This is a genomic window from Edaphobacter aggregans DSM 19364 (assembly GCF_000745965.1).
GTDB lineage: Bacteria > Acidobacteriota > Terriglobia > Terriglobales > Acidobacteriaceae > Edaphobacter > Edaphobacter aggregans.
Genome location: NZ_JQKI01000108.1, coordinates 1 through 16,271, shown reverse-complemented (window position 1 = coordinate 16,271; position 16,271 = coordinate 1). Strand labels below are relative to the sequence as shown.

The window sequence follows — 16,271 nt, the reverse complement described above, 5'->3', positions numbered from 1 at the left end:
ACCTCGTGCTCATCGATCTGGCGCGCAGGCGCAGAGGGCTTTGGTCTTTCGCCGGTCCTGAGCGTCTTTGAGCGGACCGGAGGATTCGGTGCTCTTTTCTGAGTTCCCTTCGGGGGAGTGTCAAGTGTGGTTAGAAGTAGCCGAACCTTTTTAAGACGTTCGAGATCAGCATCAATCAGAGCGAGGATATGAACATACTGCATGGATCCCCAGTTTACCGCGCCGTGCTTAGACAAGCTGCTCGTTGGGGTTCGTCATCATTCTCAGGCCAAGGCAACCGATGACGGGTATCATCCAGAACCACCGATTGGTCTTACTTCCGTCGCCGACTGACATTGGATGCGCAAACAACATGATCCGATGCGGCTGCTTGTCACTACAGGACTGTCAACTTGCCAACCCTGGTGATCGGGCCAGCCGACTCGGTCCCGGTCCTCGCTATTGGATTGGTGACAAAAGACTTTAAAGTAAGTGCATCGATTCGAGGTAACTCCTGGATGGTCGACCACCAGGAAGTGATCCGGCCAGCGCGCCACCAGGTTAGTTCTGAAAAAGGGCCAGTCAATGTTCCGACTGGCCCGCGATTCGGGCACAATGGCCAAGTCGCCCTACATCACTGGTTAGTTGACATTCCGCTATTTTGGAGAGGATAGGTAAGAAATCCTGTAACCCTGGTCCCCTTCTCGCCGTAAGCAAATATAGAGGGGAGAAGATGCCAGTGCTGGAACAGCCATCCGACATACTGCCGCACTTTTGTCACGGTGACCTCAACGCCTTCGAGGCGCTGTTTCGCCGGCATCAGAGCGAGGTATACGGTTGGATCGTTCACATCGTTCGAGATCCGGCTGCAGCCGAGGACCTCACCGTCGAAACCTTCTGGCGCATCTATCGCGCCCACGCACGCTTTGACCCTACACGCAGCTTCGGGTCGTGGGCGCGACGCATCGCCACCAACGCTGCGCTCGATCACCTGAAGACCGTGCGTCCTGAACTGGACCTCCCAGACGATCTGCCGTCGCCGCCGTTGCCAGACCCCGGCATCTCCGAGGAGCTTCGCCGGAAAATGGCGCGTGCGTTCCGCCGGCTTCCGCCGAAACTGCAAGTCGCGGCCACGCTGGCGCTGATCGAAGATCAGCCATACAAGGAAATCGCCGAGGCGCTGGGCATTTCCACGGGAGCCGTTAAGCTGCGCGTCTTCCGAGCCCTTCGCCTTCTGAGAAAAGAATTGAAGCGACAAGGAGTCGAACCGTGAATGAACAAGACCAGGAACGCATCAAGCAACTCCTTACGGAGACAATGCAACCGATCACCGGCCAAGTTGGCTCGGAACTGCGACGCGACCTCTGGCCCACGATGCTGAAGCGCCTCGAAGCGAGTCCTGCCAAGGTTCCATGGTTTGATTGGGCTCTGCTCGCGGCAGTGACTGCGCTCCTCGTATTTTTCCCGGGAGCCATTCCGGTGTTTCTCTATCACCTGTAATCGGAGGACATCATGAACACTCACCCTTATCTTCGCGCCTACATGGCCGGTACGGTCGTGCCCAGCCTGGCTTTGCTGGTCGCGCTCACTGTATTTATCGTGACGCGGCTGGTCTTGCAGGTTCCCATCCCCCTGGAACGCGTCATCATTTTCCCGATGGCGCTCGTACCCAATGCCTTCGGCCTCTGGAACATACTCTATGTATGGTCCCGGCCGCACCGCCATTTGCCCATCGGTCTCCATGGCGCGCTGCTGCCGGTGATTTTGGCGTCGATCGGAGCATTCTCGGCCGTATGTGGCGGATTCCTGGCGATCGGCGCGCACGGCGTCACCTGGTTCCAGGCCATCAGCGTCCCTTACATGGTCGTCGCGCTCTGGTTCCTCGGCGCAGTGGTGCTCTATTACCTCGTGTGGAAGTATGTGGTGGGATTTCTGAATCAGGTATTGGGAATCGCGTGAAGGGCAGCTTCAGTGTGGTCCCTGCACGGAATCCAGATGCGCACAATATGCGCGCACGCCTCAAGCTTGGCCTGGAGGGTATGGCATGAAACGCACGGTGATTATTGGAATCGCCGCGCTCGCAGTCCTCGTCGTTGTCGGATGGCTCATCCATTCCTGCGCGAATTCGAGAAATTCCTTCGTCTACTCCGGCACCATCGAAACGCGGGAGATCCAGATCGGCTCAAAGATTGGCGGTCGCGTCATCCAGGTTCCCGTCGAAGAGGGCCAGGCAGTCAAGGCCGGGACCCTGCTGGCGCAATTCGAGTTCGATGACCTGAAGGCGCAGCGCGCACAGGCCCAGGCGCAGTTCAAGCAGGCCGAGGCTGATCTCCAACGACTCCAACGCGGCTATCGTCCCGAAGAGATTGCGCAAGCCAATGCGACCGCGCAGGAGCAGCGCGCCATGCTCGATGCCGCCGAGAACGGCCCCCGGTCACAGGAGTTGCAGCAGGCCGAAGCAGACTACGCATCGGCCAAAGCCGATGCCACGAACGCCCAAACGAACTACCAACGAATGGAGATGCTCGTACGTTACGAGACCGTCTCTCGCCAGCAGTACGACAATGCAAAGGCAACCCGTGATTCGACGGCTCAGAAAGCCGAGTCTCTTCGTCAGCGTCTCGCGCTTCTGCAGGCAGGAACCCGCAAGGAAGACCTCCATGCCTCCCGGGAACGCTATCGTCAGGCACAGGCAGCGGCGGACCTCATGCAGCATGGCTATCGCAAGGAGGACATCGACGCAGGCCGCGCAAAGTTCGATGAGGCCAAGGCACGGGTCGACGAACTCGATGTGCAGTTAAAGGAGGCCGAACTCTTTTCCCCAGCCGACGGACTCCTGCAGACAGTCAGCGTGCGCCCCGGAGACCTCGTGGGTCCCGGAAAGATCGTTATCACCATGCTCGAATCCTCGCAGCTCTGGGTGAAGGTCTACGTCCCCGAGACCGACCTCGCCAGCGTCCGCATCGGCCAGCCCGCACAAGTCGAGGTCGACTCGTTCCGTGGTCGTCCCTTCACAGGACACATCCAGGAGATCGCCGCCCAGGCAGAGTTCCTCCCCCGCAATGTACAGACCCGTGACGACCGTCAACACCAGGTCTTCGGAGTCAGGGTTCGCGTCGACAACTCCGACGGCGCGCTCAAATCCGGTATGTCCGCAACGGTACGGATGCAATGACTCCCGTCATCACCGCCGACCACCTCACCATCCGCTTCGGCGATTTCACGGCAGTCAGCGACGTCTCCTTCAACATCGACAAAGGGGAACTCTTCGGATTCCTCGGCCCGAATGGCTCCGGCAAAACCACCATCATCAAGGCCCTCTGTGGACTCATCACCCCTACTGAAGGCACCGGCACCATCCTCGGCATGGACATCCGAAAAGATGCCGCCGCGATAAAGCGGCATGTTGGCTACATGTCGCAAAAATTCGGCCTCTACGAAGACCTCACCGTCTCCGAGAACCTCGGTTTCTACGCGGGCGTCTACGGCATCACCGGCCCTCGCTCGCACCAGCGCATCCAGGAGATCGTCGCGCTCACCGGGCTCGAACCCTATCTTCACCGCCGTGTCAGCGCACTCTCCGGCGGATGGAAGCAGCGCCTCGCCCTCGGCTGCGCCATCATCCACTCGCCGGAGGTCGTCTTCCTCGACGAGCCCACTGCGGGCATCGATCCCGTCGCGCGCCGTTCCCTGTGGGACCTCTTCTTTCTCTTGTCCGCCCAAGGAGTCACCTTCTTCGTCACCACCCACTATATGGACGAGGCCGAGCGTTGCGGCCGCGTCGGCTACATCTACATGTCAAAGCTCATCGCTCTCGGCACCATCAGCGAACTCCAGCATTTGCCCGAGGCCAACCCTGCCGGCACCTCGCGCGTGGAAATTGAAACCCCCGATACCTCCACTGTCCTCGCCGCATTGCGCAAACAACCAGGCGTGCGCGAAGCCACCATCTTCGGCCGCTCTATCCACTCCCTCATCGAGTCCACCCAGATCGACACCCTCCGCGCGCAATTCCACCAGGCAAAGATCCAAACGATCGTGCCTTCGCTCGAAGACGTCTTCGTTACCTTGACCTACCAGATCATGGAGGCCACGAAATGAACGCTCTCTTTTACGGTCTCTGGCCCGTCTGCCGCAAAGAGTTTACCCACGTCGTTCGCGACCCGGGCACGCTCTTCTTTGCTCTGCTGATTCCCCTCATTCAGCTCTTCCTGTTCGGCTTCGCAGTCGACACGAACATCCGCCAAATTCCCACCGTCATCTTCGACGAGTCGCACTCGCAGCCAAGTCGCCAACTCCTCGAAAGCTTCGCTGCATCCGACACCTTTCGCATGGCCCTCACCGTCCAATCGAACACCGACATGTACGCGGCCATGCGTGCAGGCAAGGCACGTGTGGCAATCAAGATTCCCTACGACTATGCCCGTCAACTCCAGAGCGGCGCCACCGCCACCGTCCTCGTCCTCATCGATGGATCGGATTCCTCCGTGGCCGGACAAGCGGTCAACGCATCCACCGGCGTCGCCCTCGAGCAGTCTCTCACTCGCATCCTCGGCCACGCGCAGATGCCCATCGAAGTCCGCCCCTCTGTCCTCTACAACCCAGCGACGCGCTCGGCAAACTTCTTCGTCCCCGGCCTCATCGCTGTCCTTCTGCAGGTAATGATCATCCTGCTCATCGCACTCAGCCTCGTGCGAGAGCGCGAGCGTGGCACCCTAGAGCAACTCACCATGACTCCTGTCGCCCCCCTTGGCCTTATGGTCGGAAAAATGATTCCCTACGGTGTTCTGGGCTTTGGAGAACTCTGCCTCATCCTCACGATCATGCGCATCGTCTTTCAGGTGCCTATTCACGGCAATGTCTTCGCCCTACTCGGAATGTCGCTGCCCTTCCTGCTTACGGTTCTCGGAGTGGGTCTCTTCATCTCAACCAAAGCGCGAACCCAGGCGGAGGCTTTTCAACTCTCCATGGGCACCGTCCTGCCCTCGGTCTTTCTCTCCGGCTACATCTTTCTCATCGACACCATGCCGCCATTCTTTCGCGCCGTCAGCCGTATGATCCCAGCCACCTACTACATCCAGATCCTCCGCGGCGTCATTTTGCGTGGCGCCGGCTTCACAGACCTGTGGCTCAACGCTCTGGTTCTCACTCTCATGGGATGCACTACCGTCCTCCTTGCGGCACGCCAGTTCGTCAACCAGCGCGGACGGTAGCCCTCATCACCTTCCCAAAATACCTACGAGACAAAGTGCTACAGTTCGCTGACGAAGTCTCGACCTCTAGACTGTCCGAGCCCGCTCGCAGCCTTTGCAGTAAGAGTTTTTTGCTGCCTGACGACCGATTCTATAAGCCGGTTGCCAGCTCAGTTGGTGGTAACAGACACCGATGCGCTGGTGCCCGCGACTCAGGTTCTGGGCGGTTGGTCGGTTAACAGGAAGTAACCCAGCGCCATCTCAATTGGTGCCAAATCCATAGCGCCGTATCGACAGTGCTCGGCAGGCAGAGTTTGGCCTGCAGAAGATTTTGGACCGAGCATTGTGGATACGGCGATTTGTACTAAACCCGGATAGGTTTTGGCAGGACAATTGCTTTAAGGGGATTCAATCCATCGCAGCTATTTTGTGCGGACTTGAGCGGAAGCGTTGTGACTGCCGTGCGCAACATGCAATTTGTCCTGCCCAAAAATCTACCATGCTTCCACCTACCTGCGGAGCGGGTTTAGTACAAATCGCTATGTCACTCACCGAAAGTCTATCTTCAACGTGCGTGTCAAGACACTCTTTCCTTGGAATACCCCGTTTGTGGAGTACGCGGATGTTTCTGGTCGGTCACAATGGCTTGAGAGGCCCTCCCCCATGGATCAGGCGCTGGTAGATGTGTTTGAGCAGGCTCGCAAATTGGTAGTAGAGGCAGACCGTAAGATCGCAGAAGAAGCGGAGCGGTTCAGAGAGAAAGAGCGAGAGAGACTGCTGCGCGAGCTCGGCGCACGCATCGAGGAAGCGTTCGATTTCACTAGCAAGGAAAAGCTAGAGTTGGAACCGCGTCTCGATGTTAAGGACGGCGTTGGCGTCATCGAATTCGTGGTCAGAAGCTTGCGAGCCATCTTTCTGCTGTTGCCAAATGAAAGCAATACGTGGACGCTTCAGGTGGTAGAAGACGGCCATGAGCCGCAGGTGCTCAGTGAGTTCAGGGTGGAACGAAGTCCGAACAGGCATCCCGCCGTCTGGCGGCGGCGCGTATCGTGGCGGCGGTTGGCAACTGGGCTCAAAACGTCAAGAGACCGCAGGTAGTTCGGAACTCGAGACAGTCATCGAGATGGCATGATCGCGATGACCCGAAGCCCGAGCCCACATATGGAACCATGGGCAAATTCCTTGGCTGCTAGAGGACGATTTGTACGGCGCAACCGATCTTGTTCGATCAGCCCTTGTCGAGAAGGCAGTTTCGTCTACAGGAATTACACATTCCGTATTACCGACAAGAACGAAGCCGCAGGCGCCGCGGACGCTCGACTGTGCCATACTCGGGGTGTATGGGCTTGCAGAGATCGCTTCATCGGCCATCGTTCATCTAGCTAAATGGCTGATTACAGACGTGCTTTGATTCAATCTCCATAGACTCATCGCATCCGCGGCAAGCGCCTGCGCCTTCCTTCTTGCCTCCTAATCGAAAGCGCCTCGGATCAACACCTCGCCTTTCGACGCGCATCATGGCCAGGGCGCTTCCGATGTAGGCTAGCGACCACTCGCCCAGAATAATTTCGCGTCAAAGGCTTGTTCTGTTGCGATCTCTCCGACTGGATTTTAGTAGACTCGCTCGCATGCGCATTGAGTTGGACCATGTATTCGTCTGCACCGCTCCCGGCGCTCCCGAGGCTGAGGAATTTGTTCGGTTCGGCTTGCGTGAGGGACCGCCAAATCGGCACCCCGGGCAAGGCACGGCGAACCGTTGTTTTGCCTTCGCGAACGCCATGATTGAGTTGCTGTGGGTGAACGATGCAGAAGAAGCGCAAAGCGAATGCTCACGACCCACTCAACTTTGGGAGAGGTGGTCTGGTCGGAAAGGTAAAGCCTCTCCCTTCGGCATTTGCGTGCGCCCTGTCGATTCTCAGAATACGGAGTCGCCGTTTCCGGCCTGGATGTATCGGCCGTCCTACTTACCAGATCCGCTCGTTATGCATCTCGGCGAAGCGGGAGTTGAGGAGCCGATGTGGGTCTACCTTGGCTTCATGCGGCGTTTTGATCGTGAACAGCGGTTTGTAGAGCATCCGATTGGTATTTGTGAGATCACAAGCTTAGCTCTGACTACCCCCGTGCCGCTTCGCTCCACCGCGTCTCAGAGCATGGTCGAGAATGGAATTCTTTCATCTCAAGATGGACCAATCACTCTTCTTGAAATTGAATTCGACGGCAACCAGCGCAAGGAGATTATGGATTTCAGGCCGCATCTGCCAGTCGTCTTTCAATTGTGATCAGACGAGAGAAATTCGATCCTCAACAGCGCTTCGCCGGAGATTGTGGGAGGACCAAGGGCTACACGAAAGTCATCCTCTGCTGCTGGATTACTTCCTGTTTGACGACCACACACCCGGAACGCCACAAGGCTCTCTGTTCAGCGCCCGATGAGTGAATCAGCCTGTTCTCATCACTTGAGATTAGGCCTAGCTTTAATTTGACTTCGCTTGTAGGTGGCGAAAACACAGCTCGTAATTCATTCACCAGACCCGAACATCGAATACTTCCGTCCTACCACGGCTCAAAGACAGCAAAGTGATGAGCGTGGCAGATGAAAACGCGCCGGAAGATCCCCAGAGTCAGGAGTCCATCGTAGGCGAATTTGCGGGAGAGTCCTTCTAAGGAGTCTGCGTATGTGAAGAAGGACACCTTGGGGAATTCAAGTGAGCCGATCTGCAAGTCCTGAAGCGGTATGGTCGAAACTGGACGTTGTGCTCTATCGAAACCGCCACCAAGCAACGAGGTCCTTGCTAATAATTCCAGCGGCATATATCGAGCGATGTAGAACAGGAAAGAGACGTTCGTGCCGGAGTCAAGCTTTAGGCGAACGGGTCGCGTCCCGTCGGATAGACGAGCCGCGATGATGAGCGACCTGAGCACCGGCATACCGTTAGTCGCCCGAGCTGGTGCCATCAGTGCGATATGCGGTCCTTTGACGTCGGCGGCCATGGCAGATGAGTCGTCGAGACAAAGCAGGTTGTGAGCATTGTCGATCAACATATCGAATTCGCCGAGAAAATCCTCGCCGAGGACACCGCGAAAAAGGTGGAGATCGACGGAATGGGAATTCTGGAAGTCAAACACGAGTACCTTTTGATTGGCGACGGCATGGGAGCCGACTTCGAGCAGGTCGAGTTGCGCGAAGGGAGCGGATGCAAGAAATCCGACTCCTGCTATCCCGGCCGAGCCCTGAGTATTCAGATGGAGCTCAGCAGCCAAGGCGGGATCGACCATCGTCATCTGTGTGCCGGTGTCCAACAGAAAGTTGTAGGGGCCGGAATGGTTTACGGATACCGCCACGATCATCTGGTAGCGGTTTATAAGACGGAAGGGTACACTTGCGACATTTCCAGGGCAATGCGGTTCTGCGGGAAGTGCCGGGACAATGGTTGCGGCAAGAACGAAGGAAGCGAACCACTTGAAGGCAGACATTTTGAGATCCTCAGCCGGTCTGGCTGAAGAAACTCTGGGCGCATAACTCTACTTGGTCTTGATGGGCTCCTTATCAGTTTCTCGATACAGATCATGGATTTCTTAGGTCGGATTGTGAAAATATGATGGGGAATAAGTCCTTTGTTTTCCGCTTCTCCGACGTTGAGGTTCGCGAGCGGGAATTCTCGCTCCTCAAGGCGGGCAAGGTGTTGGCGGTCGAGCCGAAGGCGTTTCGCGTTCTCTTACTCTTGCTGCGCAACCCCCAAAAGTTGATCTCGAAGGAAGAACTGCTGAATTCCGTATGGGGCGATACCGTCGTTACAGAGGGTTCGCTTACGCGTTGCATCTGGCTGCTGCGCCGCCTGCTGGGCGACGACGTCAACGAGCCGCGTTTCATCGAAACCGTTGCCACAGTCGGATACCGGCTCGTGTGCAAGGTTGAGGTTTCTGAAATCGCCTCGGAAGATCTGCAAGCGACCGACAAGGCGATTGGTCTGAGCGAGGTTGATTTTGTCGAGACACCTGTGCAAAGCGCGCGAGATTTGTCGAGAGAGCTGAAGTGGATCTCCGGAGAAGTGGGCCTCACAAAAGCGTCTGAACCGGCGCCGCGCCGCCGGGAAAGATTTGCGTGGGGAGTGGCGGCTCTGTGTATCGCCCTGTTGACCTGGCTCGGAGTTGCCCATTGGCGCAGCATACAGCCGGCGGAGAGCCGGCATCTTCGCCTTTCCTTACTTCCACCGCCCTCTACTTCGTTCGTTCCCTACAATTTCGCCATCGCGCCTGATGGCCGGCGGCTCGCGTTTGCGGCTGCCGCGCAGGATGGTGGCACCGCATTGTGGATCCGGTCTTTGGCCGCAGGAGCCGCGCAGCAACTGACTGGCACGGAGGGCGCCACGTACCCCTTCTGGTCACCGGATAGTCGTCAGGTGGGCTTCTTCCAGGCGTCCAAGCTGAAGAGCGTTGATCCGGGCAGCGGCGCCGTCCAGATTCTATGCGACGCACCCGGTGGCTTTGGCGGGGCATGGAACGATCGAGGCACGATCATCTTCGCTGGATCTAATGGGCCCAGCGACATCGGCTACAACTCGATACTCAAGATATCAGCCTCGGGTGGTGAACCGGAGCTCGTCACGAAGGGCAACGCGCCGAACGCCCCGATACTTTGGCCGTCCGCTCTTCCGGATGGAGACCACTTTCTATATTTCCTTCGCGGGAGCTCGAAGCCCGCTCAGAAGCAGGGAATCTATGTCGGGTCTCTAAGTACGCAGGAAAGCAAATTGATCTCTTCCGAGATCATCGGCAATACTCAGTTCGCGTCCTCGCGCCTCTACTACGTCCGCGATCGCAGCCTCATGGTGCAGTCGTTCGATCTCAAACGGCTGCAGCTTACGGGTCGGCCGGAAGTTGTCTCGCGACAGGAACTGGAAGAGGCCCCGGCCTTTTCCAGTTCCGGATTCTCGGTTTCGGACAACGGTGTGGTCGTCTTCCAGTCGGCAACTGAAAGCCTCTCCCGGCTCGCATGGTTTGACCGTTCCGGTAAAGAACTGGAAGAACTACCCAGAACCGGCTATCGCGATCCTGCTCTCTCCCGCGATGGCGCTCTGCTCGCAGTCTCCTCCGACGAGGAACACAACGGCAAGCAATACATCCTTATTTACGATTTCGCCAGAGGTACAAGCACCCGCGTCTCAGAGGGAGGGAAAGATAGTTTGCCGGTTCTCTCCCCTGACGGCAAAAGGGTGGCTTATGTAGCCAATCATGACAGAACTTCTAAGTACATCGACGTTGCGGCTACCGATGGTTCCGGCAAATTGGAGCGACTGGTGCCCTCCGATCGTCTGGCTCTCAACGACTGGTCGGCCGACGGGCGTTTTCTCGTCTACATGAATTTTCAGAACAGTGTTGCGCCGGAGCTGGAGGTTCTTGACCTCAGGAACCATTCGCAGACAGTTTACGCAACGGGTGCGGAAGCCCAGTTTTCTCCCGATGGGAGATGGATCGCCTTCAGCGGACTTGGGTCGTCGGGCTCTGGAGACCCTGAAGTGTATGTAGGTCGTTTCCCCGGCCCCGGCCGACGAATCCAGATATCCAATCATGGCGGCGCACAAGCGCGCTGGCGCGCGGATGGAAAAGAACTCTTCTATATCACCATGGACAAAAAGCTTATGGCGGTAGCGATCGACACCTCGCATGACGAGCCGGTGGCAGGCGTTCCCCACGTCCTCTTCCAAACGCGAATCATCGGACCGCGTTTCGTACTGTTCCAATATGCCGTCTCCCCCGATGGCAGCCGCTTCCTGATCAACTCGATGCCCTCGGTCGGAGCCGCTCCCCTGACGGTGCTGATGAACTGACCTCGAATCCCGGTCCATCGCTTCGCTTTTGAACGGCGCGCACCTGGCGATTTCGCGAACTGCGGATCTGCCACCCTCAAACAGCCTCGTCGTCTGCAAGCTGCTAGCGATAGTATCCGTGACTATCAGGGTGCATTGTGGACTAAACCTCTCACCAAAAATAATCCCGGAACGCAAGGCTGTTCATATATAAGTACTGGTTTCAGGTCGAGCGTTCAAGCTGGCATCCAATGATCTGGAAGCGGACCCTGTCGTCTTCAACTTCGCTCGAGATCAGGTTCATTACCCTCACCGACTCTCGTGGCTCTGATGATATAGTCGCCGGTCTCGCCCAATTGCATGAGCAGAATACGACCATGACCGGGGCGCGCCTGAATCATGAGTACGAACCGGACACCATGCGTGTCGTCGCAGGTGCCGTCTGGCGAAGCCCGGATGCACTTGAGTTGACCTGGCAGTACGTGGAGTCAGCATTTTGCGACACTGTCTTATGCCGCTTCGCTGGTGATCGAGTCGCAATAGAACGCCACGTGAACGTCAATTTGGGTGAGTTGAAGTTACCGACGCTGAACGGCACACTTGCTTAGTGGGGGGCGCCAACTGAGACCGAACTTTGATTCTAACTAGCACTATAGGTACGGAAAGTCGGCTTGCCGAAGCCATCCGGATGACTCCCGAGTGACGGACAAACCGGAAGACTATCCCGTTGTGCCTCAAAAGTCACCTTTCCGGCAAGTTCGATCCGGTTGTTTCCGAAACCTCGTTTTCAGGAAACAACGTCTTAAAGTTTACGGATTAGTACCTCAGACGCCGAACTGTCGTAGGTGATGGTCGACGTGTTTGTACATGAGAATGGCCCACTGCTGCGGTTTGAGCGGACCAAAGAAAGGATGTGGGTGCTGGGAGCATCGAGCTGAGCCCTTAGTGACAAAGCTGTCGATCGTTGCGATGAGCTGGGTCCGTTCGCGATCGAAGTCGCACTGTGTGGGGTCCACCGAGAAGAGTTCCGGTGAGGAGGGTGAGTTGCGGCGCATTGGCTTGTCGTCGCCGAAAACAAGCGGCTTGATAAGCAGGCCGATGACGTTGGCGGGAAAGGATGCACGCTTGGGGTTGATGACGCCCGTCGCCATCTGTATGCCAGACGTACAGTGAGCCAAGGTCTGGGCAAGGGTCATGTTGCCCCACCCCCGCTCACTCTCAGGATGGAGGAGCATGATTCGCTGCTCTATGTCATCTGCCAGAGTGGGGTCAAAGAGATCTTTCATCGTAGCTGCTCTCCGTCTTTGGGTGGATGATCTGCTACTGTTTCGCGCGCGCGGCCTCGATCGCGGCGATGTCGATCTTTCGCATCGTCATCATCGCGTTCATCGCGCGCTTGGCTGCAGCTCGATCCGGGTCCGTCGTCGCCGCCAGCAGCGCGCGCGGAGTGATCTGCCATGAAAAACCCCAGCGGTCTTTGCACCAACCGCACATGCTTTCCTGGCCGCCGTTGCTGACGATGGCGTTCCACAGGCGGTCGGTCTCGGCCTGGTCCTCGGTGAGGATGACGAAGCTGACGGTTTCGTTGGGGACGAACTTCGGACCGCCGTTGAGTCCCAGGAAAGCGCGCCCGCAGACGGTAAATTCAACGAGGAGTTCCTGGCCTTCGGGACCCGACGGCGTGTCCGTGGGTGAGGCGCTGGTCTTACCGACGTGGCTGTCGGGGAAGGTGGCGGCATAGAATTCGGCTGCTTCGCGGGCCTTCCCGTGGTCGAACCACAGGCAGGTGATCATTTTCTCGGACATCTTTGTCTCTCCTCTCAGCTCTTCAAAGTTCGTCGTAAGTTCGGCGGCCGTTCTCCTGCGAATGGAGAACGGCTTCGCCGGGCATGAAGTCAATCGCGGTTATGATTTTGGTCCCTGCATCAGAGCAAAGTGGCCGCCCTGATCGTCCGTGGCCTGCAGGATGCGCGAGCCTCCGGGAACGTCCATGGGAGGCAGAAGTACTTTACCTCCAGAATCGATCACACGTTTCTGGGCCGCCTCGATGTCGTCGACGGTGAAGTAGAACTGCCAGTGTGGCGGAATACCTTCGGGCATACCGGGGGCTTTACGGTTCATCATTCCGCCGGTGTAGAGAGGCTTGTCGGCCCGGAAGGTTTGATAGGTACCCATGGCGCCCATGTCGTGCGCAAAGTCCTTCTGCCAGCCGTAATGCTTGGAGTAGTAGTCAAAAGCCGTCGCTTGATCATCGGTAAGTAGTTCGTGCCATCCCACATTACCCACCGCCATCTGATCCAGGCGAGGAGGAGCATCTTGCTTACTGGGTTCGAAGAGCAGGTATTTCACCTTTTGTGGATCCAGCACGACCGCGAAACGTCCGACGCCGGGGATATCCTGAGCGGGCTTCACAATAGTCCCGCCGTCGGCTGATACAGCCTTCAGCTCTTCGTCGAGCTTCGCAGTGTGGATGTGACCCATCCACTGAGTAGGAAGCTCAGGCGCGCCAGCGCCAGCCCAGGTCATCATGCCACCGACATCTTTGCCGTCTTTACCGAAGAGCATGTACTTCATGCCCGGCATGCCGGAGTCTTTGATGTCCCAGCCGACTACTTTCTTGTAAAAGTTGACTGCCTTGTCCACGTCATTGGTTACGAGTTCGTACCAGATGAATCCGTCTGCCATTTCGCACCTTCTACTTAGCGACGTATCGCTATGAAGTAAACATCGTCCACATACGCTATCACTGAAATGTGGATGCTGTCTACAATAGTCCTTTTCGCGGTACACTCTTCTTGAACAGACCATGAAAAAGAACGTCACCATTGGGAAACGCAAGACCTTTCGTCACGGCGATCTTCGCAACGCTCTCGTCACAGCCGGGCTCGAGATGGCCCGTGCTGGAGGACCCAACGCAGTCATTCTTCGAGAGGCAACACGGCAGGCGGGTGTCTCTCCGAATGCGGCTTATAGACATTTTGCTGGCCAGGCTGAGCTGCTGGATGCGGTGCGGTCGGCATGTCTGTCGCGAGTAGCCGCAGCAATTGAAGATGAGATGAAGAAGCACAGAGCAGGACGCGATCCGCAAGCATTTGCGCGAAAGAGCCTGCGCGCGGTAGGCATGGGGTATCTGGGATTCGCGATGAGGGAGCCGGGGATGTTTCGCACGGCTTTCTCGGTTCCTCCGGCAGTGCATTCTCCTAACCCGGCGAATACGGCGTCTATGGGGCTAAACCCGTTTCAGCTGCTTTCGCTGGCTCTCGATCGAATGCTGGAAAGCGGCCTGCTCGGCAAGAAGGATCGCCAGTACGCAGAATATCTTGCATGGTCGACAGTTCACGGACTGGCACTTTTGGCACTCGAGGGACCGTTGCATAAAATGCCGCAAAAGATGGTGCTGGCGCTGGGCGAACGGCTCGTAATCATGGTGGAACGCGGTCTCAGCTAGATGTTTCAACGAAAGCTGCATCGTTCCGAATTGACGACTGCATCGGGAAACACTTTCGCTTGTCAAAATCCCGTTACTGACAAGAAGCAGACTTGTGTTTACCAAGCCGACCGAAGTTCCCTGAAAGTCGCCTTTTCGGCAACTTCATTAACGTCTGAATCGACGGGACGCGAAGTTGCCGGCGACACCGTTTCCGGAAAGTAGCCAAAACCGCGAAGCAGAACCCGGCCGCCCGCGTGGTTACGTCAATTTTTCTGAACGGTCTCAAGAGGCTTTGACGAAGTCGTTTGAACCCTATACGTCTGCGCCTTGTTCATCAGTCCATCAATGGCACTTTCAAGAGTCCACTCTTCACCGCGATGCAGCTCCCGAATCCGGAAAAGTGTCCCTATCCGGCATGAGCCCAATCGATTGTTGCATAGGCCGAATCTCGGGGTTGGACATAAAGGTGCGCCACACCAACCCTGTGCGCCCGTTCTCTATCATCACAGTCTGTGGCGCCTGGTTCAGTCCCATCGTGATTCCCGAATACCAGTTCTCCTGCTCGTTGAATGCATCGCGAAAGCCGTAGATGTCCCAAAGCTGGGCCCCAAGGTCGCGGTACCAGTGCTTCAACGCCGCCATGGAGGCATTCGGCGTATATGGATACGCGCTGATTGCTCCCGTGGGCGCAATCGTGCCGTCGTCCGTGGCAAATGGTTTGTACTCGTGATACCTGTCGTTAGGCCCGTCTACCGCCGTCAGGCCCCAGCTATCCTTGCCATAACCTTTGAAGTGCCCGGGGTTCGCCACAGAGTATGCCTGACTCACCAACGACTCGTTTTGGTTGTTGCGGAAGTAGTTGGTGTATTTATCGCGTATGCCGCGCGGATCATATCCCAGGTACGAATATTGAGTGAAGAACAACGGCCCGGGTGATCCCTCCACGTATCCCTGTTCGAGCGGAATCCCGAAGTACGTCTTTTTGATCCCGTACAGACCACCCGTGCCCTCCCGCGCATATCCTGTCCAGTACAAGCTGGCGGGAACACCGTGTGTGGGGGAAGCGATCGCGAGCAAGTAAGTGATCATGACCTCGTTCCAGCCCTGAAGCCGATTCGCAATGTGGAAGGCGTAGTCAGGTGACCAATGCCAATACAGCGCGTCCCGCTTCGGCGTCGCGCGAAACCAGTCCCACTCCACCCCGAGCCAAAGTGCCGTGATTCTGTCACGCAGTTCCCGCTCTTTTGGGTTCTCTCCATTGAAGTATTGCCGGGCTGTCAGCAAGCCTTCCATCAAAAACGAGGTCTCCACCAGGTCCGCGCCATCGTCGTAAATCCCGAAGACCGCGATGGTGTGTCCTGTCCTTCCCCCCAGGAAGTGCGGCCATGCTCCGTGGTATCGGTCTGCCCGCTCCAGAAAGCGCGTGATCTGGAGCATGCGATCAATGCCTTGCTCACGCGTAATAAAACCACGGTCGACTGCGACCACCATCGCCATCACACCAAAGCCGCTCGCACCCAGCGCGATGACATCATCAGCTCCCGGCTGCGACTCACGCGCCATGCCTGATACCGGCTCCGCCGCCTCCCAGTAATAGCGGAAGCTCGCCTCCTCGACCATCGTCAGCAACTCGTCGTCCGTCATTGGCCGCGTCTTTGCCGTCGCCACGTCCGTCATCGACGACTCCGCCATCGACGAGGTCCGAGCCGAGACCTTGTAGCTCGCCGTCGCATGCGGGTCTCCCACATAGTCCGCGTATCTGTTCACGCCGTAACGCTGCACCCCGATCGCCTTATAGGCCCCCCCGTTCAGAGAACGATAGATTACATACTGCGCAATTGTCGGGTCGTCCGCGCCCTGCCA

Annotated in this window: 16 protein-coding genes; 11 read left to right on the top strand and 5 right to left on the bottom strand. The window is 57.2% G+C overall.

Features of this window, described 5'->3' with window-relative positions:
* Positions 1 to 712: 712 nt before the first annotated feature.
* The 8 genes from Q363_RS24655 to Q363_RS24620 all read left to right on the top strand — a co-directional run bounded on the left by Q363_RS24655 (position 713) and on the right by Q363_RS24620 (position 7,450).
* The gene (locus Q363_RS24655; RefSeq protein ID WP_035356097.1) at positions 713 to 1,252 is read left to right on the top strand and encodes an RNA polymerase sigma factor; all 540 of its coding nucleotides are present in this window, start codon (positions 713 to 715) and stop codon (positions 1,250 to 1,252) included.
* Positions 1,249 to 1,479 (top strand): hypothetical protein, encoded by a 231-nt coding sequence (locus tag Q363_RS24650; RefSeq protein ID WP_035356095.1) that lies wholly within the window; start codon positions 1,249 to 1,251, stop codon positions 1,477 to 1,479. The genes Q363_RS24655 and Q363_RS24650 overlap by 4 nt, the downstream gene beginning before the upstream one ends.
* A 12-nt stretch (positions 1,480 to 1,491) precedes the next feature.
* Positions 1,492 to 1,938: a hypothetical protein gene (locus Q363_RS24645; protein WP_035356091.1), complete on the top strand. Its 447-nt coding sequence runs from the start codon at positions 1,492 to 1,494 to the stop codon at positions 1,936 to 1,938.
* 85 nt (positions 1,939 to 2,023) lie between these two features.
* Positions 2,024 to 3,154: an HlyD family secretion protein gene (locus Q363_RS24640; RefSeq protein ID WP_035356089.1), complete on the top strand. Its 1,131-nt coding sequence runs from the start codon at positions 2,024 to 2,026 to the stop codon at positions 3,152 to 3,154.
* The gene (locus tag Q363_RS24635; protein WP_035356088.1) at positions 3,151 to 4,080 is read left to right on the top strand and encodes an ABC transporter ATP-binding protein; all 930 of its coding nucleotides are present in this window, start codon (positions 3,151 to 3,153) and stop codon (positions 4,078 to 4,080) included. Before Q363_RS24640 ends, Q363_RS24635 begins: the two co-directional genes overlap by 4 nt.
* Complete coding sequence (locus Q363_RS24630) at positions 4,077 to 5,192, top strand: ABC transporter permease (protein ID WP_035356083.1); 1,116 nt, start codon at positions 4,077 to 4,079, stop codon at positions 5,190 to 5,192. The genes Q363_RS24635 and Q363_RS24630 overlap by 4 nt, the downstream gene beginning before the upstream one ends.
* 642 nt (positions 5,193 to 5,834) lie before the next feature.
* The gene (locus tag Q363_RS24625) at positions 5,835 to 6,269 is read left to right on the top strand and encodes a hypothetical protein (protein WP_035356081.1); all 435 of its coding nucleotides are present in this window, start codon (positions 5,835 to 5,837) and stop codon (positions 6,267 to 6,269) included.
* 530 nt (positions 6,270 to 6,799) lie between these two features.
* Positions 6,800 to 7,450: a VOC family protein gene (locus tag Q363_RS24620; RefSeq protein WP_051979271.1), complete on the top strand. Its 651-nt coding sequence runs from the start codon at positions 6,800 to 6,802 to the stop codon at positions 7,448 to 7,450.
* 274 nt (positions 7,451 to 7,724) lie between these two features.
* Here the strand turns inward: Q363_RS24620 and Q363_RS24615 are convergent, their stop codons facing one another.
* A complete protein-coding gene (locus Q363_RS24615) occupies positions 7,725 to 8,519 on the bottom strand; it encodes a retropepsin-like aspartic protease (protein ID WP_281176075.1) in 795 nt (264 codons plus the stop codon).
* Positions 8,520 to 8,767: 248 nt separating this feature from the next.
* Here Q363_RS24615 and Q363_RS24610 point away from each other — a divergent pair, with 248 nt between their 5' ends.
* A complete protein-coding gene (locus Q363_RS24610) occupies positions 8,768 to 10,999 on the top strand; it encodes a winged helix-turn-helix domain-containing protein (protein WP_035356077.1) in 2,232 nt (743 codons plus the stop codon).
* A 230-nt stretch (positions 11,000 to 11,229) separates the two neighbouring features.
* The gene (locus tag Q363_RS24605) at positions 11,230 to 11,586 is read left to right on the top strand and encodes a hypothetical protein (RefSeq protein WP_035356075.1); all 357 of its coding nucleotides are present in this window, start codon (positions 11,230 to 11,232) and stop codon (positions 11,584 to 11,586) included.
* Positions 11,587 to 11,802: 216 nt separating this feature from the next.
* Here Q363_RS24605 and Q363_RS24600 read toward each other — a convergent pair whose 3' ends face one another.
* The 3 genes from Q363_RS24600 to Q363_RS24590 form a co-directional block, all read right to left on the bottom strand.
* Positions 11,803 to 12,264: a DUF1569 domain-containing protein gene (locus Q363_RS24600; RefSeq protein ID WP_035356073.1), complete on the bottom strand. Its 462-nt coding sequence runs from the start codon at positions 12,262 to 12,264 to the stop codon at positions 11,803 to 11,805.
* 34 nt (positions 12,265 to 12,298) lie between these two features.
* The gene (locus Q363_RS24595; RefSeq protein ID WP_035356072.1) at positions 12,299 to 12,784 is read right to left on the bottom strand and encodes a VOC family protein; all 486 of its coding nucleotides are present in this window, start codon (positions 12,782 to 12,784) and stop codon (positions 12,299 to 12,301) included.
* A gap of 99 nt (positions 12,785 to 12,883) precedes the next feature.
* Positions 12,884 to 13,663 carry a VOC family protein gene (locus Q363_RS24590; protein ID WP_035356071.1) on the bottom strand — a complete coding sequence of 260 codons (780 nt, stop codon included), beginning with the start codon at positions 13,661 to 13,663 and terminating at the stop codon, positions 12,884 to 12,886.
* Positions 13,664 to 13,784: 121 nt separating this feature from the next.
* On the opposite strand from Q363_RS24590, the gene Q363_RS24585 reads away from it, so the two are divergent.
* Positions 13,785 to 14,426, top strand: a complete 642-nt coding sequence (locus tag Q363_RS24585; protein ID WP_035356070.1) for a TetR/AcrR family transcriptional regulator — start codon at positions 13,785 to 13,787, stop codon at positions 14,424 to 14,426.
* 351 nt (positions 14,427 to 14,777) lie between these two features.
* Here Q363_RS24585 and Q363_RS24580 read toward each other — a convergent pair.
* On the bottom strand, positions 14,778 to 16,271 hold a 1,494-nt coding region (locus Q363_RS24580), incomplete at its 5' end, for a glucoamylase family protein (protein WP_051979270.1).